This window comes from Winogradskyella sp. ECml5-4 (assembly GCF_036903175.1).
Taxonomy (GTDB): domain Bacteria; phylum Bacteroidota; class Bacteroidia; order Flavobacteriales; family Flavobacteriaceae; genus Winogradskyella; species Winogradskyella damuponensis.
In genome coordinates this window covers 198,808-225,030 of record NZ_JAYJLF010000001.1, presented here as the reverse complement: position 1 = coordinate 225,030, position 26,223 = coordinate 198,808, and the positions used below count along the sequence as shown (strand labels likewise).

Sequence of the window (26,223 nt, the reverse complement as noted above, 5' to 3'; positions counted from 1 at the left end):
AAAAAAGCGTTTCAATTTGAAACGCTTTCATTGTTTAATCTATATAAATTTTTGTTTAAATACTTAATGGGTTGTAACCTAAATAAGGCACTTCATATTCTTTAAATACAACGTCATAAGATTCTAATTCTTTTAAAATTGGAGTGTATACTTCTTTTGTAATTGGAATTTGAACTCCTGGCGTTTTAATTTTACCGTTAAGAATCGCTAAAGTAGCAATCGCTACAGGTAAACCTACGGTTTTAGCCATTGCAGTATAGGTTTGGTCTTGACCAAGAGTAACCATGGTGGCATCAATTTGGTGTTTTTTACCATCGAGTTCGTATCCAAATTTATGATACATTACAATCATATCTTTATCTTGTTGACTAAGCGTCCAGCTATCCATTAAGATTTTCTGAAGAATTTGAGCAGGAGTGCCTTTGTCAAGCTCTACCATCTTTTTAGGGTTAAAAATATCGAGTTCTAAAAACTTATCCCAAACCATATCGTCTTGGTCAATTTTAAGGGCGTGTCTAAATTTAAGCTCTACAGAATCGGTTGGGCTATATGGTAAAAATGAATTAACAAAATCGCGATAACTCATATTAATGCTATCGTCAATAGTGTAGCTATCATCTGTCATGCCTAATTGTACAAAGGCATTCCAAGCTCTACTAAATCCAACGCGTCTAATGGTTCCACGATATAAAGTTTTAACATGGTCTAAGCCATACACTTCTTGGTATTTTAAAGAATCTCTATTGGCATAACCTTCAAAACGTCCGTAACCTTCAACATCTAAAAATTCGGTGCGTCTAAACAAACGGTTATAAGGAATGTACTTAAATTGGTTTTCTTGTAAAAATTTAGCAGCGCCACCTTGTCCTGCAAGTACAACGTTTCTTGGGTTCCAAGTAAATTTGTAGTTCCAAAGGTTATTGTCACTTTCAGGGGCAACTAGGCCACCTGTAAAAGATTCAAATAAAATTAATTTACCACCTTTATCTCTAATACGGTCTATTACGTGCATAGCACTCATGTGGTCTACACCAGGATCTACACCAATTTCATTCATAAAAATGAGGTTATTGGCTTTGGCATCGGCATCTAAGGCTTGCATTTCTGGGCTAACATAAGAGGCTGTAACCATATTCTTCTTATAGGTAATACAGTCTTTGGCAACTTCAATATGAAAACGTGCAGGCAGCATTGAAACGACAATATCTGCTTTTTTAACTGCAGCAACTCTAGATTTGGCATTAAAGACATCTAAATGAATAACATCTGTATTAGGATGCGATCCAACGAGTTTTTTAGCGTTATCTACATTGAGATCTCCAATGGTAATATGAAGCTTTTCTGATTGTGAATTGTCTAGTAAATATTTTATAAGATAAGAACAAGATTTTCCTGCTCCAATGATTAATATGTTTCGCATAATGAGTTTATATAACTAATTTTGTATTGTACGAATGTAATAAATACAAGAGGTATAATAAACCGAATTCACATTTTTTATTATGAACAAGACATTATTAGTTACTGGATCTGTTTTAGGAATTTTAGGTATTATTTTAGGTGCTTTTGCAGCACATGGTTTAGAAAAACTGGTAGAGCCAGATGCTATTAAAACCTTTGAAACAGGTGTGCGTTATCAACTTTACCATGCCTTCTTTCTTCTAATTATAGGAAGCACTTCTTTTGTGAATTTAAAAATAAAAAAAGCAATTTTATATTTAGTGATTTTAGGTGTTGTTTTCTTTTCAGGATCTATTTATGGGTTGGCTACAAATGCGCTTTCAAGCTTTGATTTTAAGACGATTGCAGTTATAACGCCTGTAGGCGGATTACTACTAATTTTAGCTTGGGTGGTGATGTTAGTCGGTATAATTAGAAATAAGGTCGATTAATGTAAATCATATATGCTGATTCAAAATAAAATTATAGTTTTGCAGTACTAAACAACACAAATATTATGGCAAATCATTCCCAATCAACGAAAACGATTTCGTTGGATCAATATGGAATTAAAAATGCAAAAGTTAATTATCAACTATCTTCAGATGAATTACACGCTGAAACCATTTCTAAAGGATTAGGTGTAGAGTCTTCTTCTGGTGCTTTAGCAGTTAACACAGGTGAGTTTACTGGTCGTTCTCCATTAGATAGGTTCATTGTAAAAGATGATATCACTAAAGACAAAGTTTGGTGGGGAAACATCAATATTGCTTTTGATAGTGATAAATTTCAAAAACTTTATGACAAAGTAGCTGATTATTTGTCTGAAAAAGAAATTTATGTACGTGATAGTTACGCTTGTGCAGATGAGAATTACAAATTAAATATTAGAGTTATTAATGAATATCCTTGGAGCAATATGTTTGCATACAACATGTTTTTGCGTCCAACGGAAGACGAATTAAATGACTTTTCACCAGAGTGGACTGTTGTAAACGCACCTGGTTTTATGGCAGATCCAGAAGTTGATGGTACACGTCAGCACAACTTTGCAATTTTAGATTTTACGCGTAAAATTGCTTTAATTGGAGGAACGGGTTATACAGGTGAAATTAAAAAAGGAATCTTTTCGGCTTTAAACTTCATACTTCCAGTATATAAAAATACATTACCAATGCACTGTAGTGCTAATGTTGGTAAGGATGGAGATACTGCAATTTTCTTTGGCTTATCTGGAACAGGAAAAACAACACTTTCTACAGATCCTAATCGTAGTTTAATAGGTGATGATGAACATGGCTGGACTAAAGAAAATACTGTATTTAATTTTGAAGGTGGTTGCTACGCTAAAGTGATTAACTTGTCTCAAGAACAAGAACCTGAGATTTTTGCGGCTATTAAAAAAGGTGCAATTTTAGAAAATGTTATTATGGATGATAAAGGCAATGTTGATTTTGCTGATACATCTATTACACAAAATACAAGAGTAAGTTATCCAATTTATCATATTGATAATATTAGAAAGCCTTCTATAGGAAAGAATCCTAAGAATATATTTTTCTTAACGGCAGATGCCTTTGGAGTTTTGCCTCCAATATCTAAATTAACTCCAAGTCAGGCAGCATATCACTTTATTTCTGGTTATACCGCAAAAGTTGCTGGTACAGAAGCAGGTGTTGTAGAGCCTGTGCCAAGTTTTTCAGCTTGCTTTGGGGCACCATTTATGCCATTGCATCCAACAGAATATGCTCAGATGTTAAGCAAAAAAATGAAAGAAGCTGGTGTTAATGTTTGGCTGGTAAATACTGGTTGGACAGGTGGTCCTTACGGAGTAGGTACACGTATGAAATTAAAATACACACGTGCTATGATTAATGCCGCTTTAAATGGTGACTTAAATGATTATACTTATGAAGATTATCATATACACTCTGTATTTGGTGTTGCTCAGCCAAGAACTTGTCCAGGAGTACCAACAGAAGTGTTAAGTCCAAGAACGACATGGAATGATGATGAAGCTTATTACACTATGGCATTTAAATTATCTAATGCCTTTAGAGAGAACTTTAAAAAGTTTGAGTCTTATGCTTCAGAAGAAGTAAGACGTGGAGGGCCTCAACGTTATTCGTTTTAGACATAACTTATAAAAACCAAAAAAGCGATTCTAAATTTTAGAATCGCTTTTTTTTTTATGTTATAATCGTTTTATAACTACTTCCCTTTATTTACAGCATCAATATACTTCTGTAAAGCCATAGTCATAGAAGGAGTTTCAGGTGTTGGTGCAGAAATATCTACACGTAAGCCTTTTTCTTTAACTGCTTTTACCGTTGTGTTACCAAATACAGCAATACGTGTGTCGTTTTGCTCAAAATCTGGAAAATTATGGAAAAGTGATTCTATGCCAGAAGGGCTAAAAAATACTAAGATATCATAAGTAACATTTGATAAATCAGATAAGTCACTAATAACCGTTTTATAAAACGTTGCTTGTTTCCAATTAACACCAAGACTATCTAAAGTCTCAGGTATAATAGGTTTTACCTTATCTGTTGTAGGTAATAAAAACGCTTCGTCTTTATATTTTTTAATAAGCGGCATTAAATCTTCAAAGGTGCGCTTGCCAACATAAATTTTACGCTTTCTATAAACGACATATTTTTGTAAATAATATGCAACAGCTTCAGACTGGCAAAAATATTTCATAGAATCTGGAACTTTAAAGCGCATTTCGTCTGCTACTCTAAAGAAGTGATCTACTGAATTTCTACTTGTAAGTATAATAGCTGTGTATTTACTGAGATCAACTTTTTGTTGTCTTATGTCTTTGGATGATACACCTTCAACATGAATAAATGGTCTAAAGTCTACCTTAACTTTTTGCTTTTCCTGCAAATCAAAGTATGGGGAGTTCTCTATTTTAGGCTCTGGTTGTGATACTAAAATTGTTTTCACTTTCATACGTAAACCTTGTGTTTTTATGTGTTATATTCTCTAATTACCTTAAATAAAAGAATATAAGGTCCAATTTCGAGAGCGCAAAGATACAATAAAAAATAGAAAAAATTGAGATTAATTAGCTTTTGATAAGTTTTGAAAGAAGTTAAAAAACCTATGACGTTTATAAGGCATACCAATGAAAACGCGGATATCAAGGTAATCTCTAGAGGTATATTGGTGTATAGTAGAAACAAATTTGCAATTAAAAATACAATACCAGAATAATTTTTAAATGTTGTTTTTTGAAATAAATAATGGTCTATTAGGCTATCTATTTCAAAAAGACTACCAATTAGTCGTTCTATAAGCGTTTTTATGATAATAATTGTAGAAACCGCAAACAGCAGTTTTAAGAATGCAATTAATTCAAAAGGTATTGGCGAAATAAATGTAGAATAGGCAAAATAAATAAAAATACTAAAAGATAAAGCGAGGTTTATAAACAGAAAACTATCAAACTGATCTATGAATTTTTGATCTTTGGTGTAGATCTTTAGGTATTTAGAGTTGCCAATAACATAAAGAAAATCATTAAACCTAAGTGTGTTTACAAATTTTGCAGCTACAATAGAAAGCAACCCTACAATTGTAAAGATGGTAAACCATTCGTATGTAATGAAATTTCGCATTGTGCTAAATTATAAAGAAAAATAGAATAAGTTAAGTTCTATCAAAAAAGTTAATTAAAGTATATAGTCCATTAAAAACTTTATTTTTGTTCAAATTTTAAAAACCGTTTAAAAGCGTATTAAAAAGTGAGTTAATGTCTGACGCAATTGTCATAATTCCTACTTATAATGAGATTGAAAATATAGAATCAATCATAAGAGCTGTGTTTTCGCAACAGAAAGACTTTCATGTTTTAGTTGTAGACGATAACTCACCAGATCAAACAGGTAATATTGTTAAAGGGTTACAGAACGAGTTTAAAAACCGATTATTTTTAGTAGAACGTAAAGAAAAAAGCGGATTAGGAACTGCATACATTGCAGGTTTTAAATGGGCTTTAGAACGATCGTATCAATACCTTTTTGAAATGGATGCCGATTTTTCACATAATCCAAACGATTTAATAAGATTATATAATGCATGCGCCAACGATGGAGCAGATATTTCGGTAGGTTCGCGTTATGTAAAAGGAATTACAGTTGTTAATTGGCCAATGTCTCGTATTTTATTGTCTTATGGAGCATCGCGCTATGTAAGATTAATAACACGAATGCGCGTTAAAGATTCTACGGCAGGTTTTGTGTGTTATAAAAGAAGCGTTTTAGAAGCCATTAATCTCGAAAAAATAGAATTTGTAGGTTATGCATTTCAGATTGAAATGAAATTTAAAGCTCATAAAAAGGGATTTAAAATTGTAGAAATTCCTGTTATCTTTAAAGATAGAACAAAAGGGAAGTCAAAAATGAGTGGAAGTATTATATCTGAAGCTATTTTTGGTGTGATTAGTTTAAAATTTAAAAGTTTATTTGCAAAGTAAGAAAGAGCACATGAAGCGAAATACCCTTATAAAAAACGCTAAAATCGTTAACGAAGGAAAAATTGTCGAAGGAGATATTCTTATCGAAGACAATATTATTAAAGAAATAGATATCTCAATAAGTGTAAAGTCTGCGGATATGACCGTTATTGATGTTGAAGGTAATTACGTATTGCCAGGCATGATTGATGATCAGGTGCATTTTAGAGAACCCGGATTAACCCATAAAGCAAATATAGAAACCGAATCTAAAGCGGCTTTGGCTGGAGGGATTACGTCTTTTATAGAAATGCCAAATACCAATCCACAAACAACAACCGTAGAAAGGTTAGAAGAAAAATTTGCTATTGCTGCAGAATCTTCACATGCTAACTATTCGTTTATGTTTGGAGGAACAAATGATAACTTAGATGAGATTTTAAAAATCGATCCTAAGACTGTTGCAGGTTTAAAATTGTTTTTAGGATCTTCAACAGGTAATATGTTAGTTGATGACCCTAAGGTGATTGAAAAAATATTTTCAAGTACAGATATGGTAATTTCTGTGCATTGTGAAGATGAAGCAACTATAAAAGAAAACTTGGCTAAATACAAAGCGGAGTATGGAGATGACATTCCTATGGAAAAACATCCAATTATTAGGAGTGAAGAAGCTTGTTATATTTCGTCTTCTAAAGCCATTGAATTAGCCAAGAAAACAGGTGCTAGACTGCATGTGTTTCATTTATCAACAGGGAAAGAAACGAGTTTGTTCTCTAATAAAATTCCGTTAAAAGATAAAAAGATCACAGCAGAGGTTTGTGTACATCATTTGTGGTTTTCGGATGAAGACTATGCTAAAAAAGGAAGCTATATAAAATGGAATCCTGCGGTAAAAACAGCAAAAGATAGAGATCAACTTTGGAAAGCGTTATTAGATGATAGAATAGATGTTATAGCAACAGACCATGCGCCACATACGCTTGAAGAGAAAAATAATCCATACACCAGTGCGCCTTCAGGCGGACCTTTAGTGCAACATGCTTTAGTGGCGCTATTAGAAGCGCACCATCAAGGTAAAATTTCAGTAGAAAAAATAGTAGAGAAAGCCTGCCATAATCCTGCTATATTATTTAATGTAGAAAAGCGTGGTTATATAAGAGAAGGATATTTTGCAGATTTAGTTGTTGTAGATCCACAAAGTCCTTGGACTGTAAATAAAAGTAATATTCTTTATAAATGTGGATGGTCTCCTTTTGAAGGGAATACATTTAAAAGTAGAATAACACATACTTTTGTTAATGGGCAATTAGCCTATAACAATTTTAAGGTTTTAGACGTTAAAGCAGGGCAACGATTAACTTTTAATAGATAAAATGTTTAAACGAATTAGCTTATTATTAATATTAGGAATTTTGGTTTTAGCATGTAATGGTTTTGATAAACCCAAAAAGCCGGATAATTTAATTTCAGAAACTCAGATGTCTGAGCTTTTGTACGACTTATATATTGTTAATTCAGCAAAAGGAGTAAACAAAAAAATATTGGAATCTAATGGCGTTATTCCAGAGTCTTATATTTTAACAAAACACAATATTGATAGCGCTCAATTTGCAGATAGTAATACGTATTACACTTATGATACAGAAGCTTATAAAGCTATTGTAGAGCGTGTAAAAGCAAGATTAGAAAAAGAAAAACAAGAATTACAAGAATTAGCAGAAAGAGAGAACGACTCAATAAAAAGACGTAAAGATTCTATTAAAAGTTTGAATAAAAGTAAAAGAGGCGGGGTAAAGGTTAAAAAGCAAAATGCTAAAGGTCTTTTAGGTACAATTGACTCACTTCCTCAATAGAATCATTTATAGGTTTGAATTTAAAATCTAAAGCTTTTATCAATTTTGAAGCATCAAACTTCGAAATTCTAACGGCAGATTTTGCGTTTTGTTTGGATAAATTTCTTGGCCTTCCTAGAATCTTATGATTTAACCAATCTAGTCGCCAAGCAATTTCTAATAACCATGGTTTAGCTTCTTTTGTTGGAGGTTTAACATCTAAGGCTTTAGCGGTTTTAATCTGTAAAGTTTTAAAACTTAAGTTTTCAGAAACTAAAATAAACCCTTCATTTTTAATGTTGCTGTTCATGAGTTGTTCCATAGCATTTACGACATCCCAAACATCTATATAGCCCGTAATACCATTGGTGTAATATCTCATGCCCTTAAATATTCGCTTAAATAAACTACCGCTACCTCCTTCATTCCAATATCCTGCACCTAAAATAATTCCTGGATTTACAATTACAGCTTTTAAACCCTCTTGAGTTCCTCGCCAAACCTCCAGTTCTGCTCCATATTTGGTTATGGCATACACACTATTGTCGTCTTCAGGATTCCAATCGGTTTGTTCGTTTATTAATTTTTCGGGATCACTATGATGCCCTACAGTAGCAACAGAGCTTACATAACATAGTTTTTTAATCTGATGACTTATGCATAAATTAACAATGTTAGCAGTGCCTTCAATATTTACTTTTCGTAGTGTATTATATTTGTTAGGTTCAAAAGAGATATAAGCAGCACAATGATAGACGTGAGTAACGTCTTTAAATGCATCACTTAATTTTGGAACGTTATTAAGATCTGCTTCAACCCATTCAATTTTATTAAAAAGCACTTCGGCATTATCAGAAAAGTAAGAAAAGACATGTTTTACGCGTGTTAATGTTTTCTTATTCCTATATATTGAACGAATAGGAATGTTACTTTTTAAAAGTTGAAATAGTAAATGCGATCCAACTAACCCTGTTCCACCTGTAACTAATACCAATTGATCTTTAAAATTAGGCATAAATAAATTGAATTATTTTTAGATGAGTTGAAGTAGGAAATAGTAGTGAGCCAATAATTGCAGTTGTCTTTTCAAATGAAAAATAAGCAGAAAATAAACGAATTATAGGTGTCATTAGGCGAAGTTAAAAATCTTACAGCTATTTTAGTGTTAGAGCTTTGTTAATAAGCTTAGGGATATCATAATTATTGATTCCTAAATTGGTTTAAAATTGTCTTTTGTCTTTAAAAGCGGAAACATATCTTTGCGCAAATCAATTTGAAACTAAAAAACAATGGCAAATAAGTTTGTAGAAGAATTACGTTGGAGAGGAATGGTACACGATATCATGCCTGGTACAGAAGAACAATTAGATAGTGAGATGACAACTGCCTATATTGGTTTTGATCCTACATCAGATTCGTTACACATTGGTAGCTTAGTACCAATAATATTGTTAGTTCATTTAGAAAAAGCAGGTCATAAACCTGTGGCTTTAGTAGGTGGTGCTACTGGTATGATTGGTGATCCTTCTGGTAAAAGTGACGAACGTAATTTATTAGATGAAGTCGCTTTAGCGCATAACGTTGCAGGAATAAAAAGCGTATTATCTCGCTTTTTAGATTTTAATTCTACTAAAAAAAATGCTCCAGTATTAGTGAATAACTACGATTGGATGAAAGATTTTAGTTTTATTGACTTTGCTAGAGATGTTGGTAAACGTATCACAGTAAATTATATGATGGCTAAAGATTCTGTGAAAAAACGTTTTTCTGGTGACGAAGGAAGCGTTGGTATGTCTTTTACAGAGTTTACTTACCAATTAATTCAAGGTTACGATTTTCATCACTTATACAAAACCATGGGCTGTAAATTGCAAATGGGAGGTAGTGACCAATGGGGAAACATTACTACAGGAACAGAATTGGTAAGACGTATGCATGATGGTGAAGATCAAGCAAAAGCTTATGCTATGACCTGTCCTTTAATTACAAAAGCAGATGGTTCTAAATTTGGAAAATCGGAAGGTGGTAATGTTTGGTTAGATGCCGATAAAACTTCTGTGTACAAATTCTACCAATTTTGGTTAAATTCTACAGACGAAGATGCCGAAAAGTACATTAAAATTTTTACGTTTTTAGATAAAGAAACGATTGAAAGCTTAATTAAAGACCATAAGGAAACTCCGCATTTAAGATTGTTGCAAAAACGCTTAGCCGAAGAGGTTACTATTTTTGTACATAGCAAAGAGGATTACGATAATGCTGTTAAAGCTTCTAAAATATTGTTTAGTAAAGATTTTAAAAATGAAATTAAACAATTACCAGAAACTTTGTTCTTAGATGTTTTTGAAGGAGTAAAGCATGCCGAAATTTCTGAATCAGAATTTAATGAAGGTGTGGATATGATTGGAGCTTTAGCTGCAAAAACCAACTTTTTAAGCTCTAATGCAGATGCAAGACGTGCTTTAAAAGAAAATGCTATAGCTGTAAATAAAGAAAAAGTAAAAGAAGATTATATATTGTCTGCAGAAGATCTAATTCACGATAAATATATTATTCTTAGTAGAGGTAAGAAAACCAATTTTATTTTGAAAGTGGTTTAATAATCTAATAAAATAATTTTATTTAAGACCTGTCTAGTTAAAAAACAAGATAGGTCTTTTTTATGCTTTATGGCTAACTTTGGTAGGCTTATAAAAGTAAATTACTAGGTTTTTATTAACTTACACTTCAGATGAAGCAAACAAAACAACTAGCAAATCGATTAAGAGAAGTTATTCTTAATGGTACTTGGATTGCAAACACTAATTATAAAGACCAATTAGAAGATTTAGATTGGAAGCTTGCAAATGTAAAATTTGAATCCTTTAATACCATTTCAGATTTAGCTCAGCATATTCATTATTATATCTCTGGAATAACAAATGTGTTTGTTAATAATACACTTGAAATAAGGGATAAGTATAGCTTTGATTTTTCCCCAATACAATCACAACAAGAGTGGGAAAGGTTTTTAAATCAATTTTGGAACGACACCGCACAACTAGCTAATTTAATAGAAAAACTACCGGAAGAAACCTTAAACAATGAGTTTGTAGATAAAAAATACGGTACATTTTTACGAAATATTGATGGTATGATTGAGCATAGTTATTATCATTTGGGGCAAATAGTATTGATTAAAAAAATCCTATTAAAAAATTAAATAATAGTTTTTATAGTATAAAAAAAGTGCCCAAAATTACTTCTGAGCACTTCTAACCAATCAATCAACTATTGAAAACCTTTCTTTTTCATAGCTTTACAATAGTCGTAGCTAAATCTTTATCCTTACAATATTTGAATTAATTAAATTTAAGTTGGACAAATAGCGTTCAGACCCTATTGCTTTTAGAATATCAAATTTAAATTATAAAGCCATTAAATTACAGCCTCTAATATCTGAATTATCAAATCTTCCGATGATTTCAAAATGGCCATTATCATAGACTTTTCCTAAGTCTTGAGTTGCAATAAATGAACACGAATTTATATTCGCCAAATCAATTACGTTAATGCCGCCTGTTTTGTTAGGCCGCTGTATGGTTAGTGCGTCTTCAGTATCGCGCGTTAAAATTTTCATCCAAGGCGGACATTCAAAAATGCCATTACCTTTAGAATAAGCTTGACTTAAAAGCTCAGTCATACCATATTCACTGTGAATTTGCTCGACACCAAAACCAGTTTGTAAAATTTGATGCAGCTCTTGTCTGATAATTTCCTTTCGTCTGCCTTTCATACCACCAGTTTCCATGATTGTAGTATGATTTAAGTTAAGCTGAAATTGCTCAACCAAATCTAATAAAGCAAAAGACACTCCAATAAGCAGTGTTTTCTGTTTTTTAGTTTCTAAGGCTTTTAATGTATGTGCTAACTCTTCAATATTGTTAAGGTAAAATCCACTTTCAGTTTGTTTAGATTTATCAATTAAATCATTCACCATATATATAAGTGAAGACCCATCACGTTCTAAATAAGAAGGAAGTAACGCTAATACCACATAGTCTTCAATATCACCATAAAAGTGCTTAAAAGCTTTTGTATAACTGTCTTCATAAAGTTTTACGTCGGTGACTAAATGCTTACTTGTTATACTTCCAGTTGTACCAGAGCTAGAAAAGGTTTTTTCTATAGGTTGTACAGTGCTTAAAACATCGTGCGATTTAAAGAACTGAATAGGTAAAAACGGAATATCTGAAGTGCACTTTACATCTGAAGGATGCTTATATAATAAGTCACAAAATGAGCGATACACTTTATTGTGTTCAAACTGAAATTTAAAAACGTCTAAAGCTAGGCTATCAAACTCAGCTCTAGATGTAATCTTAAAAATGTCGTCTTTAGAAATCATGCCGCAAAAATATGGAAAATAAAAAAGCGTCTCGATAATTTTCGAGACGCTTTAAGTATGATTTTAAAATATACTTATTTAATCACTAATTTCTTAGTAGTTGAAGTATTGTTTTGAGTGATTTTTACAATGTAAACACCAGACTTTAAGTTAGCAACATTTAATGTGTTGTTAGTTAAAGTTTCGTTTTTAACTTGCTTACCTAAAATATCAAATACTTGAACAGAGATTGCTTCACTATTTCTAGATGTAATAGAAACAAAACCAGAATTTGTTGGGTTAGGATATAAGCTAAATGTATTAGCATTAAAATTATTTACACTTAATGGTGGTGCGATATCACTAGCATATCTAGGGAAAATTTGATAATCATCATTATACTGACCGCCTAAACCAGTAATGCTAGCAGCACCTGTTGGTATTGCAGAACCTACAAGATCTTCATCACCAAAAGCAACTCGTGCAATAGTCACATCAGCACCATCAGCTACGTTATAGTTAGTACCACTTTCAAAAATCCCTGAATCTTCAAACGTAACATTGTTTAAAGTGATTAATCTACTTTCGTATGCCTCACCATTGTTTATAAGTTCAGAAGCACTAACCACTATTGGTGTTAATGTATTTCCTGTAGAAGAAGCACTAGCTACATTTTCACTTGGAACAAACTGAAGTGTATTCGCAAATTCAGTAAGTTGTCCTTTTAAGCCAGTTATTCCATCACCATTATTAAATGCAGTACTTAATGTGCCGCTAGTATCGTCAATTAAGATTCCGGCACCTTCATCTTGAATGAATTTTTGGTTTCTAGAACTACTCGTAGCAATATAAGATATAATAGCTTCACCTGTTAGCTCGTAAAACTCACCTACAGTTCCTGCACGTAATGCTGTAATATTTGCGACTTGTGTCGTAGACGTCACATCAAATGATACAGAAGCAGTAACTGGGCTTGCTAATGGTTGGTGACTGTTATCTACTAATTCTAAATCTAAAGTATGCGTGCCATCAGTTAGTCCTGTTAAGCTAATAGGGTCAGTGTCATATTTCATAACAACAGAACCACCATCAACAGAGTAATGAATATGACCATCAATGCCTGCACCTGCATTACCAACTACAAAGTTTTGAACACTAATTTCTACATCTACATCAGGACCTGCTACTAATTCACCATTTGAAGGAGTAGTCACACTTAAAGTAGGCACGGCTCCAGCCTCTTGGAAAAACGAAAAATCATCCCAATAAACAACGGCAGAACCATAAGTTCTAACTTCAAAATAGAATCCAGCAGCTGTTGCTGGAGCAGTTACTGTTACGCTATATTCTGTCCATTGGTTACCATTGTTGTCAAAATATGAGTTGTTTGGGCCTCTTAATTCAGCCGCGTTATCATTAATATTAGCATCCGAACCATCTTTCCAGTAACTCCAAATTCTAGCATCAGTATCATCTCCAGACTCTACTTTATACCACATTGATATTGTGTATGAGTTGCCAGGAGTAATACCTGTTATGGTTTGTCCTAAATCTTTTGTACCATCTCCGGTCTGTTTAGCAGAAAAACTACCACTATGAGTCTCTGTAGATTCTTGAGCTACATTCTCAATTTTGGTCCAGCTTTCAGGGGTGCTGGAATCTGTCCATGTCTCAAAATTCCCATTCAATAACAATTCTTGTCCAAATGTCAAAGAAGTAATTGCTAAGGCAATAAATAAAAAGTAAATTTTCTTCATAATTGATTATTTATAAAAGTTTAGATTACAAATATAGCAACAAATAGTGAATTTTAAGAATCAGATTCGTTAATACTTATCATTTTACAATAAGTTAATATGGTAAATATCAGGGGCTTCTTAGTTTCAGTGATTTATATTTTCAATGTTAGGGAATTGTTATCAATTCAATATTTTTAGAGAGTTAAGATGGATATATTTTATATTTACAATTATTAAAACGAATATACCATTGAAAAAGAAAGACATTAAGATACTATTAGTAGATGATGAGCCAGATATTTTAGAGATTGTAGGTTACAATTTATCTGCTGAAGGTTATCAAGTTATTAAAGGCGAAAATGGTTTAGAAGCTTTAGAACTAGCAAAAAAGCATAAACCTCATTTAATTATTTTAGATGTGATGATGCCAAAAATGGATGGTATTGAAGCTTGTGAAAGAATAAGATCGCAACAAGATTTAAGTGAAACAATCATTACGTTTTTAACAGCTAGAGGCGAAGATTATTCTCAAGTGGCTGGTTTTGATGCTGGTGCAGATGATTATATTGCAAAACCTATAAGGCCTAAAGTTTTAATAAGTAAAGTAAAAGCTTTGCTTAGAAGACTTAAACAAACCGAAGGTGATGTTGAAACTATCTTAAAGATTGGTGATTTAGTGATTTATAAAGAAGAATATAAAATCATTAATAAAGGAGTAGAGATTACTTTGCCAAGAAAAGAGTTTGAATTATTATCTTTGTTAGCAACCAAACCTGGTAAAGTTTTTAAACGTGATGAGATTTTAGATAAAGTCTGGGGAAATGAAGTCGTTGTTGGAGGTAGAACCATCGATGTTCATATTAGAAAGCTTCGTGAAAAAATTGGAGACAAATCTTTTAAAACGGTTAAAGGTGTTGGTTACAAGTTTGTAGACTAATGCAAAGTAAAAATTTAAAGAAATCTTATAAATTCGCATTGCGAACAGCACTATATGTAACGTTGTTTACAACGGTTCTTGTTAGTGCTTTTTTGCATTTTTACCACGCCATTAATTGGCATCTTGTATTTTACCCTCTGCTATGCTTTCCCTTATGTTTTTTTATTATTCAATATAGGGTTGAACGTTTTATATACAAGCGTGTTAAGAAAATATACGATGATTTAACATTGCTAGAATCTACGAGCTTAAGACAACAACCCATAACTACAGATATGGGAACCTTAACCAAAGAGATTGATAAATATGCCAAAAACAAAAAATTTGAAATCGAAACGCTCAAAATAAGAGAAGAGTATCGAAAAGAATTTATAGGTAATGTTTCTCATGAATTAAAAACACCTTTGTTTACCGTTCAAAGCTATTTACTCACATTATTAGATGGAGGTATTGAAGATGAAAAAATTAGAAAAAAATACCTTACACGAGCAAGTAAAGGAGTTGAACGCTTAACTTATATAATTAAAGACTTAGATATGATTACCAAATTAGAGGTTGGTGATCTTAGTTTGGAGAAAGAGAATTTTGATATCGTTAAATTGGTGCAGAGTGTGTTTGATCTTTTTGAAATGAAAGCTGCTAAAAAAAATATTACCTTAATTTTTGATATCGATTATCCTAAGCCTATTATGGTCTATGCAGATAAGGAACGTATTCAACAAGTTTTAACCAATCTTATTGTTAACTCTATTAAATACGGACGTGAAAAAGGGACTACAGAAGTTAGTATAGAGAACCTTATTAAAAACAAAGCTATTATTAGAGTTACTGATAATGGAGAAGGTATTGCTAAAGCTAATTTGCAAAGGCTGTTCGAACGTTTTTATCGTGTAGATAAAAGTGGTTCTCGTAAAGAAGGTGGTTCTGGTTTAGGCTTGTCTATTGTAAAGCATATTATAGAAGCTCACGAAGAAAAAATATATATAGAAAGCCAATTAGGTGTTGGTAGTGAGTTTTCTTTTACACTAGAAAAGTCCAAATAATTTGTTGTAGTTTACCTGAAATGCTTCAAATTTAAAACCGTTGTAGTTTTCAATCTCAGTTAATTGTTCAATATCAAATTCATCCTGGCTGGCGTAAGGTGCAATATGTTCTGCCTTTAATTTTTTAGCTAAATACTCTTGTTCAAATTGTCCAGGAGTAGGAATAAAAAAGGCTTTCTTTTCAAGTTTTGCTAAATCCATAATAGAAGTGTATCCAGACCTGCCCAATACCATATTACTTGTATTAATTGCCGTTTCCAATTCTGTACTAGTCATATAATTGTATATGCTTATATGCTCTTGTTGCGTTTGGGTTTGTTTAGGGGCTACAACACCCTTTATAAAGCAGATGTTTCCTTTATAGGATTTTAATTCTCTAAGTAATTTTTCTTCTAAAAAAGTGCGTTGAGGTTCTGGCCCAGAAAGCACCACTAGAAGTTGATATTTGATTTTTAAATTTTGTTTTTCAAACCGAGATAAAGGACCTAAATATTTTAAAGTTGCTTCAAAATTTTCAGGATGTCCTAAAACACCACTAAGATTTTTAGAGCCTTTATAGTCAGGAATCCAACATTCATCAAATTTTGAAATGATATGTTGATGCATTTTTGAGCTCAGCCAAGTAGTATTCCCACTTAAAACTTGCAATTGATGTGTTATAAATACAGAAGGTATAGATTTATGTCTTACTCCAAAACGATTATCAGAGATGATACCAGCTATAGGATTCGTTTTTATAAACGCTTTAATGGCTTTTTTTTCTTTTTTAATCGTTTTTAAAAGGTGAGGTGAGTCTTTTAAAAGTTTAACCTTAAAGTTCTTTGGATTTTTAGAATACGTTATGTTGTATGAAGGCAGTTCCAAAGATTCAAGCTTAGGAAATTCTTTTTTTAATAATTGAAGTGCAATCCCATCACTGGCAATTATCGGTTCAAAATTATGACGTATTAATTCATTTATAATAGGAATACATCGTGTAGCATGACCTAAACCCCAATTTAATGGGGCGACTAAAACCTTTTTATTGTTTTGATTCTGTTTCAGTAATTATTTATTTTAGATATGTATCTACGAAACAAAGGTAAACCTAAAATGTTTCCTTAATTTTACCGAATTATTATAAAAATAAGAAATTTGAATAATTGTGGGAAGTAAAAATAAACTCAAGCGTTTTAGGGAAAACGAAACCTTTCATAATGTATATCAGCCAACACGAGAAGAATTGGTTGATGCAACATATCAATTAAAAGGCAAATGGAAAGCCGAAGTATTTAAAAATAACAATCCTTTAGTCTTAGAATTAGGTTGTGGAAAAGGAGAATATACTGTTGGCTTAGCAAAACGTTATCCTCATAAAAATTTTATTGGTATAGATATTAAAGGAGCACGTTTCTGGAGAGGAGCAAAAACAGCCATTGAAGAAAATATTCCAAATGCAGCATTTATTAGAACACAAATAGAATTAGTTGCTCATGTGTTTGAAGAAAATGAAGTTGATGAAATATGGATTACATTCCCAGATCCACAAATAAAATACCAGCGTACAAAGCACCGAATGACTAATTTACAGTTTTTAGAACGCTATAAAAAAATATTAAAGCCAGGTGGTGTAATGCACTTAAAAACAGACAGCGAATTTATGCATGGTTACACCTTAGGTTTGTTACATGGTTCGGGTTATGAAGTGTTGTATGCCAACCACAATGTTTATAAATTAGAAGGCAGTCCTAAAGATGTTACTGAAATTCAAACCTTTTACGAAAGCCAGTATTTAGAGAAAGACAAAGCAATTACGTATATTAGATTCAAAATCAACTAAAACTTGAGTATCACTGTTATTTTTTTTTTAGGGCTTATAGTGGCAATTATTGGTGTTATTCCGCCAGGTTTGCTTAACATGACAGCTGCAAGGATAAGCCTAAAAGAAGGAGCAGGACGAGGCATTATGTTTTCTACAGGTGTTAGTATTGTTGTATTTATTCAAACATATATTGCCGCTATTTTTGCAAGGTATTTAACCAATCATCAAGACATTGTAGAAATTCTTAAACGTGTAGCTTTTATTATTTTTGTACTTATTACCATATACTTTTTGGTGTTGGCATCAAAGCAAAAAGAGTCAAAACCAGAAACCGAAATAAAAAGTAGGCATGGTAGATTATTACATGGCATGTTATTGTCTGCATTAAATGTATTTCCTATTCCATATCAAGCTTATATGACCATTACTTTGGTGTCTTTTGGCTGGATGAATTTTGAAAAATTAAGCATAATTACTTATGTTACTGGTGCCTCAACAGGAACATTTGTAGTGTTATATTTTTATATTTTCTTTTTCGATAAGATTAAAGATAAGGCCTTTACTTCACAAAAAAACATGAACTATATTATAGGTAGTGTTACAGGAATAGTTGCTTTAATTACTTTTATTAATATTATAAAAGCGTGGTAATATGCAACCAGAAACTTTAGGTTTTTTTGAACGTGTTTATGGCGTTGCAAGGCAAATTCCTTACGGTAGAGTAACAAGCTACGGCGCAATAGCCAAATATTTAGGAGCAGGCAAAAGTGCCAGAATTGTTGGTTATGCTATGAATGGTTCTCATGGTAAAGATGTTCCGGCACACCGAGTTGTCAATCAAAAAGGATTGTTAACAGGGAAGCACCATTTTGAAGGAACCAATCTTATGCAGCAACTTTTAGAGAGTGAAGGTATTGAAGTTGTAGATCATCAAATCCAAAATTTAGACGCTATTTTTTGGGATCCTGCCAAAGAGCTTTAGTTTTAATTAAATAATAGAAGAATAGCTTTACTTTCTAATGAGAGTATTGGTAACCTATTTAGATGTCATTTTAGGTTTGCTTTTTTTGTCTATCTCTAGAGCGATTACTAAACCAAATCCACCTATTGCACAATTCAATTTTAGCGCTTCAAATTCTAAACTTTTCTAAGTACCTTTGCGCATAGAATTAATCTTAATAAAAAGAGATTAGGCGCTGTAATTTAGATACTTTTCTCTCTACTCATAATTGATATGAAACTAAAAAAACAAGATATACTTAACGCTTTAAAAACTATAACAGCACCTGGTGAAGGTGAAAATATGGTAGATAGCGGAGCTGTAACTAATGTCGTCACTTTTGCTGATGAGGTAATTGTTGATATTACAATAAGAAACCCAAGCCTTCAGGCACGTAAAAAAACAGAAGTCGAAATTTTACAAACCATTCATAAAAAGGTTTACGAAAAAGCTAAAATAAAAGTCAATGTAAAAGTTGATGCACCTGCAGCAGCACCAAAAAACGAAATTAAAGGAAAAGCAATTCCAGGCATTCAGAATATTGTAGCCGTTGCTTCTGGAAAAGGAGGTGTAGGGAAATCTACTGTAACAGCAAATTTAGCGGTTACTTTAGCAAAAATGGGCTTTAAAGTTGGTGTTTTAGATGCTGATATTTACGGACCATCAATTCCTATTATGTTTGATGTAGCGAATGAACGTCCATTATCTGTAAATGTAGATGGAAAGTCTAAAATGAAACCTGTAGAAAATTACGGTGTTAAAGTATTGTCTATCGGTTTTTTTACAAAACCAGATCAGGCTGTAATTTGGAGAGGACCAATGGCATCTAAGGCATTAAATCAAATGATATTTGATGCGGCTTGGGGAGAATTAGATTTTTTACTACTCGATTTACCTCCAGGAACAGGAGATATTCACTTAAGTATTATGCAGGCATTACCTATTACAGGAGCTGTTGTGGTAAGTACACCTCAAAATGTAGCTTTAGCAGATGCTAAAAAAGGCGTGGCAATGTTTCAGCAAGATAGTATCAATGTACCTGTTTTAGGTATTATAGAAAATATGGCCTACTTTACACCTGCAGAACTTCCAGAAAATAAATACTATATCTTTGGAAAAGAAGGAGCTAAGCACTTGGCAGAAGATTTAAACGTGCCATTTTTAGGTGAGGTACCATTAATTCAAAGCATAAGAGAAGCAGGTGACTTAGGAAGACCAGCAGCAATGCAAACCGCAACACCTATTGAAGCCGCTTTTGAAGCAATTACAAGAGATGTTGTTCAACAAGTGGTTAACCGTAATGAGGCATTACCAGCTACCGAAGCTATAAAAATCACAACAATGGCAGGTTGTTCTGCTGTTAAAAAAAATTAGATGAGCACAGAAGAACTTAGATTAAACGTAGAAAAAGCATTGGATGAAATCCGCCCGTTTCTACAAAGTGATGGAGGCGATATTAATTTATTATCTATTGACGATGATAAATTTGTAAAAGTACAACTTGTAGGTGCTTGTACATCGTGTAGTGTTAATCAGATGACTTTAAAATCTGGTGTAGAGATGACCATTAAAAAATATGCTCCACAAATCGAAAAAGTTATTAATGTAGAATAGTAATGTGACATTTATCACATTCTGAATAAAATGACATTAGTAATTTTGTATTCAATATTACATTCATGATTACAACAGATATACTTATTATTGGAGCTGGCCCAACCGGACTTTTTACGGTTTTTGAGGCCGGACTTTTAAAACTAAATTGCCATTTAATTGACGCATTACCACAACCAGGCGGCCAATGTTCTGAGCTGTATCCTAAAAAACCAATTTATGATATTCCAGCTTATCCTGAAATTTTAGCAGGCGATTTAACAGAGAAACTCTTAGAACAATGCAAGCAATTTGAACCTGGATTTACCTTAGGTGAGCGTGCAGAAACCATAGAAAAACAAGAGGACGGAAGTTTTATTGTAACTACCAATAAAGGGACAAAACATAAGGCACCTGTAATCGCTATTGCAGGTGGATTAGGAAGTTTTGAACCTCGTAAACCACTATTAGATAATATTACAGATTATGAAGATTGTGGAGTAGAGTATATGATTAAAGAACCAGAGCTTTATCGCGATAAAAAAGTGGTTATTGCAGGTGGTGGAGATTCGGCTTTAGATTGGAGTATCTTTTTAAGTGATATTGCTTCGAGTGTAACATTAATTCATAGACGAAACGAATTTAGAGGACATCTAGACTCTGTAGAGAAAGTTCAAGAATTAAAAAATAGTGGTAAAATAAATCTAATCACTCCAGCTGAAATCACTGCAATTAATGGAAACGGTAAGGTTGAAAATGTAGAGGTAACTAAAAAAGGCGAAGCACCTATTTTGGTAGACACCGATCATTTTATTCCGCTTTTTGGATTATCTCCTAAATTAGGTCCAATTGCAAATTGGGGACTAGAGATAGAAAAAAATGCCATAAAAGTTAATAATGCTTTAGATTACCAAACCAATATACCAGGTATTTACGCTATTGGAGATGTCAATACGTATCCTGGAAAATTAAAATTGATTCTTTGCGGGTTTCATGAAGCGACATTAATGTGTCAATCGGCTTATCAAATTATAAACCCTGGGAAACGCTATGTTTTAAAATATACGACAGTTGCAGGTGTTGATGGATTTGATGGTACACGAAAAGAAGCACCAAAAGCAGTGGTTAAAGCGATACAATAATGGACAATTTAGATATAAATATTACAATCATTGATAGAGATGGTGTAAAGCATCAAATTGAAGCTCCAACAGATATGGCTATGAACTTAATGGAAGTTGTTCGTTCTTATGAGCTAGCTCCAGAAGGCACCATTGGGATTTGCGGTGGTATGGCTATGTGTGCATCTTGTCAATGTTATGTGTTAAGTGATACGGAATTGCCAGAAATGCAGGACGACGAAGAAGCTATGCTCTCCGAAGCGTTTTACGTTAAAGATAATTCACGTTTAGGTTGCCAAATACAAATAACGCCAGAAATGGAAGGCTTGGAAGTGGAGTTGGCTCCTGAGTCTTAATAATTTCATATGAAGGCAGGAATCTCATAATTATATCAATAAGTCTATGCCTTAATAAGAATAAGAAGTGAAAAGGAAATGGTAATTGATGTTACGGTTATAAAGCCGGTGTACAAAGTATAGTATTTTTCATCTTTTAAATCTTTGGTAGTAATTATGGCGCATATATTCAGAACTCTAGAAATTATAATTACCATTCAGAAGTACATTTATAAAAGTTCCATAAAAAATTATGTCGTTTTATAATCGGCCAAGTTTGTCGGTCCTTCTAATAAAAAGCGATCTATTTTTAATGTGCCGTTGTCGGTGGTTACAATTTGCCATTTTATAAGTGAAATAGCTCCATTTTCAATTTCTAGACCTGTAATACTTCTTGGGTGGACACAACTACCATCATTAAAAAAAGCAATGTCACCTGGCTCAGGAAAACGCGGTCTGTGCGTGTGTCCAACAATGGTAATTTGATTGTTGTTTTCAATAATCCATTTTTTTGTGCGTCGTTCTACTTTAATAAGCTCTTTGTAGTTTTTAGCTGGTGTTGTTGGATCGGCAATACCCATAACATTTAGTGGCTTCCATAAGATACGAACTAAAAAACGACTCCATTTCCAAAACGTATAATTCCACCAATCGGCTTGATGACCATGGGTTAAAAATAAGTTTTGTTTGGTTTCTGTATGGTTTAAAATGATGGCTTCATGATATTGAATACCACAAAATAAATCTTCATCATTTCCTGTTTTAGGATCAAAAAAAGTAGATAAATGCTTTTCAACATATTTAGGGTCACGATACACCATATCGTGGTTGCCCCAAATCATGTGTAGACGATTTTCATCGTGAAATTGCTTCATCAACATATACACATTCTTGTGTGCATAAAAGATAGATTCAAAGGACAGATTTTCCCATAACTCATCTCCATCTCCAATTTCACAATACTGAAATCCTTCATTATAATAATGCTTTAGGGCATGAAAATAAATGTTGCGATTGTTGGCGAAATCATCCGCAAAACTATTATCACCTCTGTGGCAATCGCTAAATAGTATAAGCTTACTAGAATCATCAAAGTTGATAATTTTAGCATTTTTGAAAGCGCGATCTAATCTCGATTTTGAAGACATGTATATTCTTTGTTCGACTAATTTAAACAAAAAATGCTTCCCAATAATGAGAAGCATTTTTATGAATTCTAGTTTATAGCCATTAAGCCTTTAAAAAGACCTGAAATTATAGGTTTTAAATTCTATTTAAAAGCATTTAAACCTGTGACATCTAAACCTGTAATTAATAGGTGTATATCGTGAGTACCTTCATAAGTAACCACACTTTCAAGGTTCATCATATGACGCATAATACTGTATTCGCCAGAGATTCCCATACCACCTAACATTTGTCTAGCATCACGAGCTATGGTAAGCGCCATATCTACATTGTTACGTTTTGCCATAGAAATTTGAGCAGATGTCGCTGTTCCGTTTTCACGCATCACACCTAAACGCCATGCTAATAATTGGGCTTTGGTGATTTCGGTAATCATCTCAGCTAATTTCTTTTGTTGTAATTGAAATTGTCCTATAGGCTTTCCAAATTGCATACGTTCTTTACTGTAACGTAAGGCTGTATCGTAGCAATCCATAGCGGCTCCAATGGCTCCCCAAGCAATACCAAAACGTGCCGAATCTAAACAACCTAATGGTGCTCCCAATCCAGATTTGTTAGGTAATAAATTTTCTTTAGGCACTTTTACATTATCAAAAATAAGCTCTCCAGTGGCAGAAGCTCTAAGTGACCATTTGTTATGTGTTTCTGGTGTAGAAAAACCTTCCATACCACGTTCTACAATAAGTCCATGAATTCGTCCTTCTTCATTTTTAGCCCAAACTACGGCTACATTACAAAAAGGCGAATTACTAATCCACATTTTAGCACCATTTAAAAGGTAATGGTCTCCCATATCTTTAAAATTAGTCACCATACCTCCTGGGTTAGAGCCATGATCTGGTTCTGTAAGTCCAAAAGAACCAATCCATTCACCAGAAGCTAACTTTGGTAAGTATTTTTGACGTTGTTCTTCGTTACCATATTTCCAAATAGGATACATTACTAAAGACGATTGCACAGATGCTGTACTACGTACACCTGAATCTCCACGTTCAATTTCTTGCATTATTAAGCCATAAGAAATTTGGTCTAAACCAGCTCCTCCATACTCTTCAGGGATGTAAGGGCCAAAGGCACCTATTTCAGCTAGTCCTTTAACGATTTGTGTAGGAAACTCTGCTTTTTGAGCGTAGTCTTCTATAATTGGAGACACATCGCGTTTTACCCATTCTCTGGCTGCATCGCGTACTAACTTGTGCTCTTCTGTAAGTAATTCATCAAGATTGTAATAATCTGGTGCTTCGAATAAATCTGGTTTCATTCTAATTTTGATATTTATAACTTCTAATTTTGAGAATTTACCAAAATAGAAGGTGTTATTTTATAAGTTTAACAAAAGTAACGAAAACGATAGCATTGCCCAACAATAGATTTACATTTTCAGATAAAAATCTTTAGTGAGATTAATATAGTCTTCTGTGTATTGGTGTCGTGATGTTTCTATAATTAAATTTGAAGTTTGTTTCGCTGTATTTTGAAAAGAAAATTCTAACAAACTGCGTTTAATTTCTGTATCCGGATTGCCTTTTACATGAAGAGATCGATTCAGGAATAAACCTGCGTTTGAGGCTAAATCAATAATATTTGCTTCTTCTTTATACGGAATGATAACAGAAAAAACACCTGTTTCTGATAATAAGTTTACAGCAGCAAATATTAAATGTTCAAAAGGCATAGCATCGTTAAAGCGGGCTAAATCTCTTGTTTTATTGTCGGTTTTGTAGTCTTCGGAATAGAAGGGAGGATTGCAAATAATTAAATCAAATTCGTCCTCAATTTCTTCTACAAATTCTAAAAGCGAAGCATGGTAACAAAATAGACGGTCTGCCCAAGCAGAATTTTCAAAATTTTCAGAACACTGCTCATAGGCTTCAGCATCAATTTCTAAAGCTTCAATGTTTTCAGCATGACTTCTTTGCGCTATCATTAGAGATAAAATACCTGTTCCTGCTCCAATATCTAATACAGAAAACGGATTATGATCAATAGAAGCCCAAGCGCCAAGCAATACTCCATCTGTGCCAATTTTCATGGCACAACGATCTTGATGGACTGTAAATTCTTTAAATTTAAAAGGCAGCGAACTCATTAGTCTTCAAGATATAAATCAATGAGTCCTTCAGGTGTATTAACTTCTATCGTTTTGTGTTTTCGATCTACTTTACCAATAAACTCATCGTTCATAGGGATTAAGATTTCAACACCCTCTCTATCAATTTCAAATAAAGCCTGTGCCGTAGAATCATTAATACCTTTTAAGATACCAACATCCCCAAAGTTTTTATCCTTAACCGTAAAACCAATTACTTCATGAAAATAAAACTTATCTCCATCGAGTTTTGGGAGCAGATCTAGTGGTAGGTATAATTCTGTTTTTATTAATGCATCTGCATCTGCTTCTGTATCTACATCTTCAAATTTTAAACGTAATAAATCTGATTTGTGTAATTGTGAAGCTTCAATAAAAAAAGGTACTAGATTACCTCTTAAATCTATAAAAACAGCATCTAAATTATCGTATAAGTCAGGTTCGTCTGTATCAAGTTTAGCTAAAAGTTCACCTTTAAAGCTGTATTTTTTTACAATTTTACCTAAATAAAAACAATCTTCTTTTTTCATGACAAATTTTATTTGTCATCCTGAATTAGTTTCAGGATCTCAATTAATATTAGTAAATATCTGGTTTTTTTAACAGGATTTATTCAATTGAGTATTTATTCGGTATAAAATACATAATTGAACAAAAAAACCCAGACTATTATAGTCTGGGTTTAAAAGTATAAAATAAATTTTTTACTCTTCTTCGTTAGAAGCTGTTGTTTCTTCAGTTGCAACATCTTCTGCTACTTCTTCAACAACTGGTGCAGCTGCAGCGATACGTGCTTCATTTACTGCTTTTTCAGCTTCAAGTGCTTTAGCTTTAGCATCAGCATCTGCTTTAGATAAACCATCAGATTTAGCTTGTACTTTAGAAGCTTTTTCTTCTAACCAAGCGTTGAATTTTGCTTCAGCTTGCTCTTCAGTTAATGCTCCTTTTCTAACACCACCAGCTAAATGATTTTTTAGCATAGCACCTTTATAAGATAAAATTGCTTTTGCAGTGTCAGTTGGTTGTGCACCATTTTGTAACCATGTTACAGCTCCGTCAACATCTAATTCGATAGTTGCAGGATTGGTGTTTGGATTGTAAGCCCCTAATTTCTCAAGGTATTTACCATCTCTTTTAGCGCGAGAATCCGCTGCTACGATCCAGTAATAAGGTTTTCCTTTCTTACCGTGTCTTTGTAATCTAATTTTTACAGGCATAATAATTAATTAGTGAGGTTCTCGACCTCTGTTATTAATGAGGGCGCAAAGATA

Annotated in this window: 28 protein-coding genes; 16 read left to right on the top strand and 12 right to left on the bottom strand. The window is 33.0% G+C overall.

Annotation, left to right across the window (positions count from 1 at the left end; genetic code table 11):
• Nucleotides 1-55: 55 nt before the first annotated feature.
• Nucleotides 56-1,420, bottom strand: coding sequence for a saccharopine dehydrogenase family protein (locus tag VDP25_RS00940; protein WP_334465660.1), 1,365 nt, complete (start codon nucleotides 1,418-1,420; stop codon nucleotides 56-58).
• A gap of 82 nt (nucleotides 1,421-1,502) precedes the next feature.
• Between VDP25_RS00940 and VDP25_RS00935 the strand changes: the two genes are divergently transcribed.
• Together VDP25_RS00935 and pckA are read left to right on the top strand one after the other, a co-directional pair.
• On the top strand, nucleotides 1,503-1,892 hold the full coding sequence (locus VDP25_RS00935; RefSeq protein ID WP_334465657.1) for a DUF423 domain-containing protein: 390 nt from the start codon (nucleotides 1,503-1,505) through the stop codon (nucleotides 1,890-1,892).
• 65 nt (nucleotides 1,893-1,957) lie between these two features.
• Nucleotides 1,958-3,574, top strand: coding sequence for a phosphoenolpyruvate carboxykinase (ATP) (pckA, locus tag VDP25_RS00930; RefSeq protein ID WP_334465654.1), 1,617 nt, complete (start codon nucleotides 1,958-1,960; stop codon nucleotides 3,572-3,574).
• A 77-nt stretch (nucleotides 3,575-3,651) separates the two neighbouring features.
• On the opposite strand, the gene VDP25_RS00925 is transcribed toward pckA, so the two are convergent.
• The gene (locus tag VDP25_RS00925; protein WP_215926908.1) at nucleotides 3,652-4,401 is read right to left on the bottom strand and encodes a uroporphyrinogen-III synthase; all 750 of its coding nucleotides are present in this window, start codon (nucleotides 4,399-4,401) and stop codon (nucleotides 3,652-3,654) included.
• A gap of 17 nt (nucleotides 4,402-4,418) precedes the next feature.
• A complete protein-coding gene (locus VDP25_RS00920) occupies nucleotides 4,419-5,069 on the bottom strand; it encodes a DUF4271 domain-containing protein (protein WP_334465648.1) in 651 nt (216 codons plus the stop codon).
• 134 nt (nucleotides 5,070-5,203) lie between these two features.
• Between VDP25_RS00920 and VDP25_RS00915 the strand changes: the two genes are divergently transcribed.
• The 3 genes from VDP25_RS00915 to VDP25_RS00905 are packed head-to-tail and all read left to right on the top strand — an operon-like array spanning nucleotide 5,204 to nucleotide 7,761.
• A complete protein-coding gene (locus tag VDP25_RS00915) occupies nucleotides 5,204-5,926 on the top strand; it encodes a polyprenol monophosphomannose synthase (protein WP_334465645.1) in 723 nt (240 codons plus the stop codon).
• Between the two features lie 10 nt (nucleotides 5,927-5,936).
• A complete protein-coding gene (locus VDP25_RS00910) occupies nucleotides 5,937-7,280 on the top strand; it encodes a dihydroorotase (RefSeq protein WP_334465643.1) in 1,344 nt (447 codons plus the stop codon).
• A 1-nt stretch (nucleotide 7,281) separates the two neighbouring features.
• Nucleotides 7,282-7,761: a DUF4296 domain-containing protein gene (locus tag VDP25_RS00905; protein WP_334465641.1), complete on the top strand. Its 480-nt coding sequence runs from the start codon at nucleotides 7,282-7,284 to the stop codon at nucleotides 7,759-7,761.
• Here VDP25_RS00905 and VDP25_RS00900 read toward each other — a convergent pair.
• Nucleotides 7,721-8,755 carry an NAD-dependent epimerase/dehydratase family protein gene (locus VDP25_RS00900; RefSeq protein ID WP_334465639.1) on the bottom strand — a complete coding sequence of 345 codons (1,035 nt, stop codon included), beginning with the start codon at nucleotides 8,753-8,755 and terminating at the stop codon, nucleotides 7,721-7,723. The genes VDP25_RS00905 and VDP25_RS00900 overlap by 41 nt on opposite strands.
• A gap of 274 nt (nucleotides 8,756-9,029) precedes the next feature.
• Between VDP25_RS00900 and tyrS the strand changes: the two genes are divergently transcribed.
• On the top strand, nucleotides 9,030-10,340 hold the full coding sequence (gene tyrS / locus VDP25_RS00895) for a tyrosine--tRNA ligase (RefSeq protein WP_334465637.1): 1,311 nt from the start codon (nucleotides 9,030-9,032) through the stop codon (nucleotides 10,338-10,340).
• A gap of 131 nt (nucleotides 10,341-10,471) precedes the next feature.
• Complete coding sequence (locus tag VDP25_RS00890) at nucleotides 10,472-10,942, top strand: DUF1572 domain-containing protein (protein ID WP_334465634.1); 471 nt, start codon at nucleotides 10,472-10,474, stop codon at nucleotides 10,940-10,942.
• Nucleotides 10,943-11,146: 204 nt separating this feature from the next.
• Here VDP25_RS00890 and VDP25_RS00885 read toward each other — a convergent pair whose 3' ends face one another.
• On the bottom strand, nucleotides 11,147-12,127 hold the full coding sequence (locus VDP25_RS00885) for a LuxE/PaaK family acyltransferase (protein ID WP_334465631.1): 981 nt from the start codon (nucleotides 12,125-12,127) through the stop codon (nucleotides 11,147-11,149).
• 74 nt (nucleotides 12,128-12,201) lie between these two features.
• Nucleotides 12,202-13,863: a T9SS type A sorting domain-containing protein gene (locus VDP25_RS00880; protein ID WP_334465628.1), complete on the bottom strand. Its 1,662-nt coding sequence runs from the start codon at nucleotides 13,861-13,863 to the stop codon at nucleotides 12,202-12,204.
• A gap of 232 nt (nucleotides 13,864-14,095) precedes the next feature.
• On the opposite strand from VDP25_RS00880, the gene VDP25_RS00875 reads away from it, so the two are divergent.
• Nucleotides 14,096-14,782 (top strand): response regulator transcription factor, encoded by a 687-nt coding sequence (locus VDP25_RS00875; RefSeq protein ID WP_215926917.1) that lies wholly within the window; start codon nucleotides 14,096-14,098, stop codon nucleotides 14,780-14,782.
• A complete protein-coding gene (locus tag VDP25_RS00870) occupies nucleotides 14,782-15,825 on the top strand; it encodes a sensor histidine kinase (protein ID WP_334465624.1) in 1,044 nt (347 codons plus the stop codon). Before VDP25_RS00875 ends, VDP25_RS00870 begins: the two co-directional genes overlap by 1 nt.
• On the opposite strand, the gene VDP25_RS00865 is transcribed toward VDP25_RS00870, so the two are convergent.
• The gene (locus tag VDP25_RS00865) at nucleotides 15,808-16,689 is read right to left on the bottom strand and encodes a glycosyltransferase (RefSeq protein ID WP_334465621.1); all 882 of its coding nucleotides are present in this window, start codon (nucleotides 16,687-16,689) and stop codon (nucleotides 15,808-15,810) included. The genes VDP25_RS00870 and VDP25_RS00865 overlap by 18 nt on opposite strands.
• Nucleotides 16,690-16,969: 280 nt before the next feature.
• Here VDP25_RS00865 and trmB point away from each other — a divergent pair, with 280 nt between their 5' ends.
• The 7 genes from trmB (at nucleotide 16,970) to VDP25_RS00830 (ending at nucleotide 21,696) form a co-directional block, all read left to right on the top strand.
• Nucleotides 16,970-17,644, top strand: a complete 675-nt coding sequence (gene trmB / locus VDP25_RS00860; protein ID WP_334465618.1) for a tRNA (guanosine(46)-N7)-methyltransferase TrmB — start codon at nucleotides 16,970-16,972, stop codon at nucleotides 17,642-17,644.
• A 3-nt stretch (nucleotides 17,645-17,647) separates the two neighbouring features.
• The gene (locus VDP25_RS00855) at nucleotides 17,648-18,277 is read left to right on the top strand and encodes a LysE family transporter (protein ID WP_334465615.1); all 630 of its coding nucleotides are present in this window, start codon (nucleotides 17,648-17,650) and stop codon (nucleotides 18,275-18,277) included.
• 1 nt (nucleotide 18,278) lies between these two features.
• Nucleotides 18,279-18,608, top strand: a complete 330-nt coding sequence (locus VDP25_RS00850; protein ID WP_215926925.1) for an MGMT family protein — start codon at nucleotides 18,279-18,281, stop codon at nucleotides 18,606-18,608.
• 252 nt (nucleotides 18,609-18,860) lie between these two features.
• Nucleotides 18,861-20,000 carry an Mrp/NBP35 family ATP-binding protein gene (locus VDP25_RS00845; RefSeq protein WP_334465608.1) on the top strand — a complete coding sequence of 380 codons (1,140 nt, stop codon included), beginning with the start codon at nucleotides 18,861-18,863 and terminating at the stop codon, nucleotides 19,998-20,000.
• Nucleotides 20,001-20,240, top strand: coding sequence for a NifU family protein (locus VDP25_RS00840; RefSeq protein WP_215926929.1), 240 nt, complete (start codon nucleotides 20,001-20,003; stop codon nucleotides 20,238-20,240). It begins immediately after the preceding gene.
• Between the two features lie 65 nt (nucleotides 20,241-20,305).
• Nucleotides 20,306-21,361 (top strand): NAD(P)/FAD-dependent oxidoreductase, encoded by a 1,056-nt coding sequence (locus VDP25_RS00835; RefSeq protein ID WP_334465601.1) that lies wholly within the window; start codon nucleotides 20,306-20,308, stop codon nucleotides 21,359-21,361.
• Nucleotides 21,361-21,696: a ferredoxin gene (locus VDP25_RS00830; RefSeq protein ID WP_334465599.1), complete on the top strand. Its 336-nt coding sequence runs from the start codon at nucleotides 21,361-21,363 to the stop codon at nucleotides 21,694-21,696. The genes VDP25_RS00835 and VDP25_RS00830 overlap by 1 nt, the downstream gene beginning before the upstream one ends.
• A 230-nt stretch (nucleotides 21,697-21,926) precedes the next feature.
• Here VDP25_RS00830 and VDP25_RS00825 read toward each other — a convergent pair whose 3' ends face one another.
• The 5 genes from VDP25_RS00825 to VDP25_RS00805 all read right to left on the bottom strand — a co-directional run bounded on the left by VDP25_RS00825 (nucleotide 21,927) and on the right by VDP25_RS00805 (nucleotide 26,169).
• Nucleotides 21,927-22,823 (bottom strand): metallophosphoesterase family protein, encoded by an 897-nt coding sequence (locus VDP25_RS00825; protein WP_334465597.1) that lies wholly within the window; start codon nucleotides 22,821-22,823, stop codon nucleotides 21,927-21,929.
• 122 nt (nucleotides 22,824-22,945) lie between these two features.
• Complete coding sequence (locus VDP25_RS00820) at nucleotides 22,946-24,124, bottom strand: acyl-CoA dehydrogenase family protein (protein ID WP_215926939.1); 1,179 nt, start codon at nucleotides 24,122-24,124, stop codon at nucleotides 22,946-22,948.
• A gap of 111 nt (nucleotides 24,125-24,235) precedes the next feature.
• On the bottom strand, nucleotides 24,236-24,952 hold the full coding sequence (locus tag VDP25_RS00815; RefSeq protein ID WP_334465592.1) for a tRNA1(Val) (adenine(37)-N6)-methyltransferase: 717 nt from the start codon (nucleotides 24,950-24,952) through the stop codon (nucleotides 24,236-24,238).
• The gene (gene rimM, locus VDP25_RS00810) at nucleotides 24,952-25,482 is read right to left on the bottom strand and encodes a ribosome maturation factor RimM (protein WP_334465589.1); all 531 of its coding nucleotides are present in this window, start codon (nucleotides 25,480-25,482) and stop codon (nucleotides 24,952-24,954) included. The genes VDP25_RS00815 and rimM overlap by 1 nt, the downstream gene beginning before the upstream one ends.
• 174 nt (nucleotides 25,483-25,656) lie before the next feature.
• Nucleotides 25,657-26,169 carry a 30S ribosomal protein S16 gene (locus VDP25_RS00805; RefSeq protein ID WP_215926945.1) on the bottom strand — a complete coding sequence of 171 codons (513 nt, stop codon included), beginning with the start codon at nucleotides 26,167-26,169 and terminating at the stop codon, nucleotides 25,657-25,659.
• Between the last annotated feature and the right edge of the window lie 54 nt (nucleotides 26,170-26,223).

Coding starts and splice junctions, on each gene's coding strand:
- VDP25_RS00940 (WP_334465660.1), bottom strand. CDS start 1,420: ATGCGAAACATATTAATCATTGGAGCAGGAAAATCTTGTTCTTATCTT.
- VDP25_RS00935 (WP_334465657.1), top strand. CDS start 1,503: ATGAACAAGACATTATTAGTTACTGGATCTGTTTTAGGAATTTTAGGT.
- pckA (WP_334465654.1), top strand. CDS start 1,958: ATGGCAAATCATTCCCAATCAACGAAAACGATTTCGTTGGATCAATAT.
- VDP25_RS00925 (WP_215926908.1), bottom strand. CDS start 4,401: ATGAAAGTGAAAACAATTTTAGTATCACAACCAGAGCCTAAAATAGAG.
- VDP25_RS00920 (WP_334465648.1), bottom strand. CDS start 5,069: ATGCGAAATTTCATTACATACGAATGGTTTACCATCTTTACAATTGTA.
- VDP25_RS00915 (WP_334465645.1), top strand. CDS start 5,204: ATGTCTGACGCAATTGTCATAATTCCTACTTATAATGAGATTGAAAAT.
- VDP25_RS00910 (WP_334465643.1), top strand. CDS start 5,937: ATGAAGCGAAATACCCTTATAAAAAACGCTAAAATCGTTAACGAAGGA.
- VDP25_RS00905 (WP_334465641.1), top strand. CDS start 7,282: ATGTTTAAACGAATTAGCTTATTATTAATATTAGGAATTTTGGTTTTA.
- VDP25_RS00900 (WP_334465639.1), bottom strand. CDS start 8,755: ATGCCTAATTTTAAAGATCAATTGGTATTAGTTACAGGTGGAACAGGG.
- tyrS (WP_334465637.1), top strand. CDS start 9,030: ATGGCAAATAAGTTTGTAGAAGAATTACGTTGGAGAGGAATGGTACAC.
- VDP25_RS00890 (WP_334465634.1), top strand. CDS start 10,472: ATGAAGCAAACAAAACAACTAGCAAATCGATTAAGAGAAGTTATTCTT.
- VDP25_RS00885 (WP_334465631.1), bottom strand. CDS start 12,127: ATGATTTCTAAAGACGACATTTTTAAGATTACATCTAGAGCTGAGTTT.
- VDP25_RS00880 (WP_334465628.1), bottom strand. CDS start 13,863: ATGAAGAAAATTTACTTTTTATTTATTGCCTTAGCAATTACTTCTTTG.
- VDP25_RS00870 (WP_334465624.1), top strand. CDS start 14,782: ATGCAAAGTAAAAATTTAAAGAAATCTTATAAATTCGCATTGCGAACA.
- VDP25_RS00850 (WP_215926925.1), top strand. CDS start 18,279: ATGCAACCAGAAACTTTAGGTTTTTTTGAACGTGTTTATGGCGTTGCA.
- VDP25_RS00845 (WP_334465608.1), top strand. CDS start 18,861: ATGAAACTAAAAAAACAAGATATACTTAACGCTTTAAAAACTATAACA.
- VDP25_RS00840 (WP_215926929.1), top strand. CDS start 20,001: ATGAGCACAGAAGAACTTAGATTAAACGTAGAAAAAGCATTGGATGAA.
- VDP25_RS00835 (WP_334465601.1), top strand. CDS start 20,306: ATGATTACAACAGATATACTTATTATTGGAGCTGGCCCAACCGGACTT.
- VDP25_RS00830 (WP_334465599.1), top strand. CDS start 21,361: ATGGACAATTTAGATATAAATATTACAATCATTGATAGAGATGGTGTA.
- VDP25_RS00825 (WP_334465597.1), bottom strand. CDS start 22,823: ATGTCTTCAAAATCGAGATTAGATCGCGCTTTCAAAAATGCTAAAATT.
- VDP25_RS00820 (WP_215926939.1), bottom strand. CDS start 24,124: ATGAAACCAGATTTATTCGAAGCACCAGATTATTACAATCTTGATGAA.
- VDP25_RS00815 (WP_334465592.1), bottom strand. CDS start 24,952: ATGAGTTCGCTGCCTTTTAAATTTAAAGAATTTACAGTCCATCAAGAT.
- rimM (WP_334465589.1), bottom strand. CDS start 25,482: ATGAAAAAAGAAGATTGTTTTTATTTAGGTAAAATTGTAAAAAAATAC.
- VDP25_RS00805 (WP_215926945.1), bottom strand. CDS start 26,169: ATGCCTGTAAAAATTAGATTACAAAGACACGGTAAGAAAGGAAAACCT.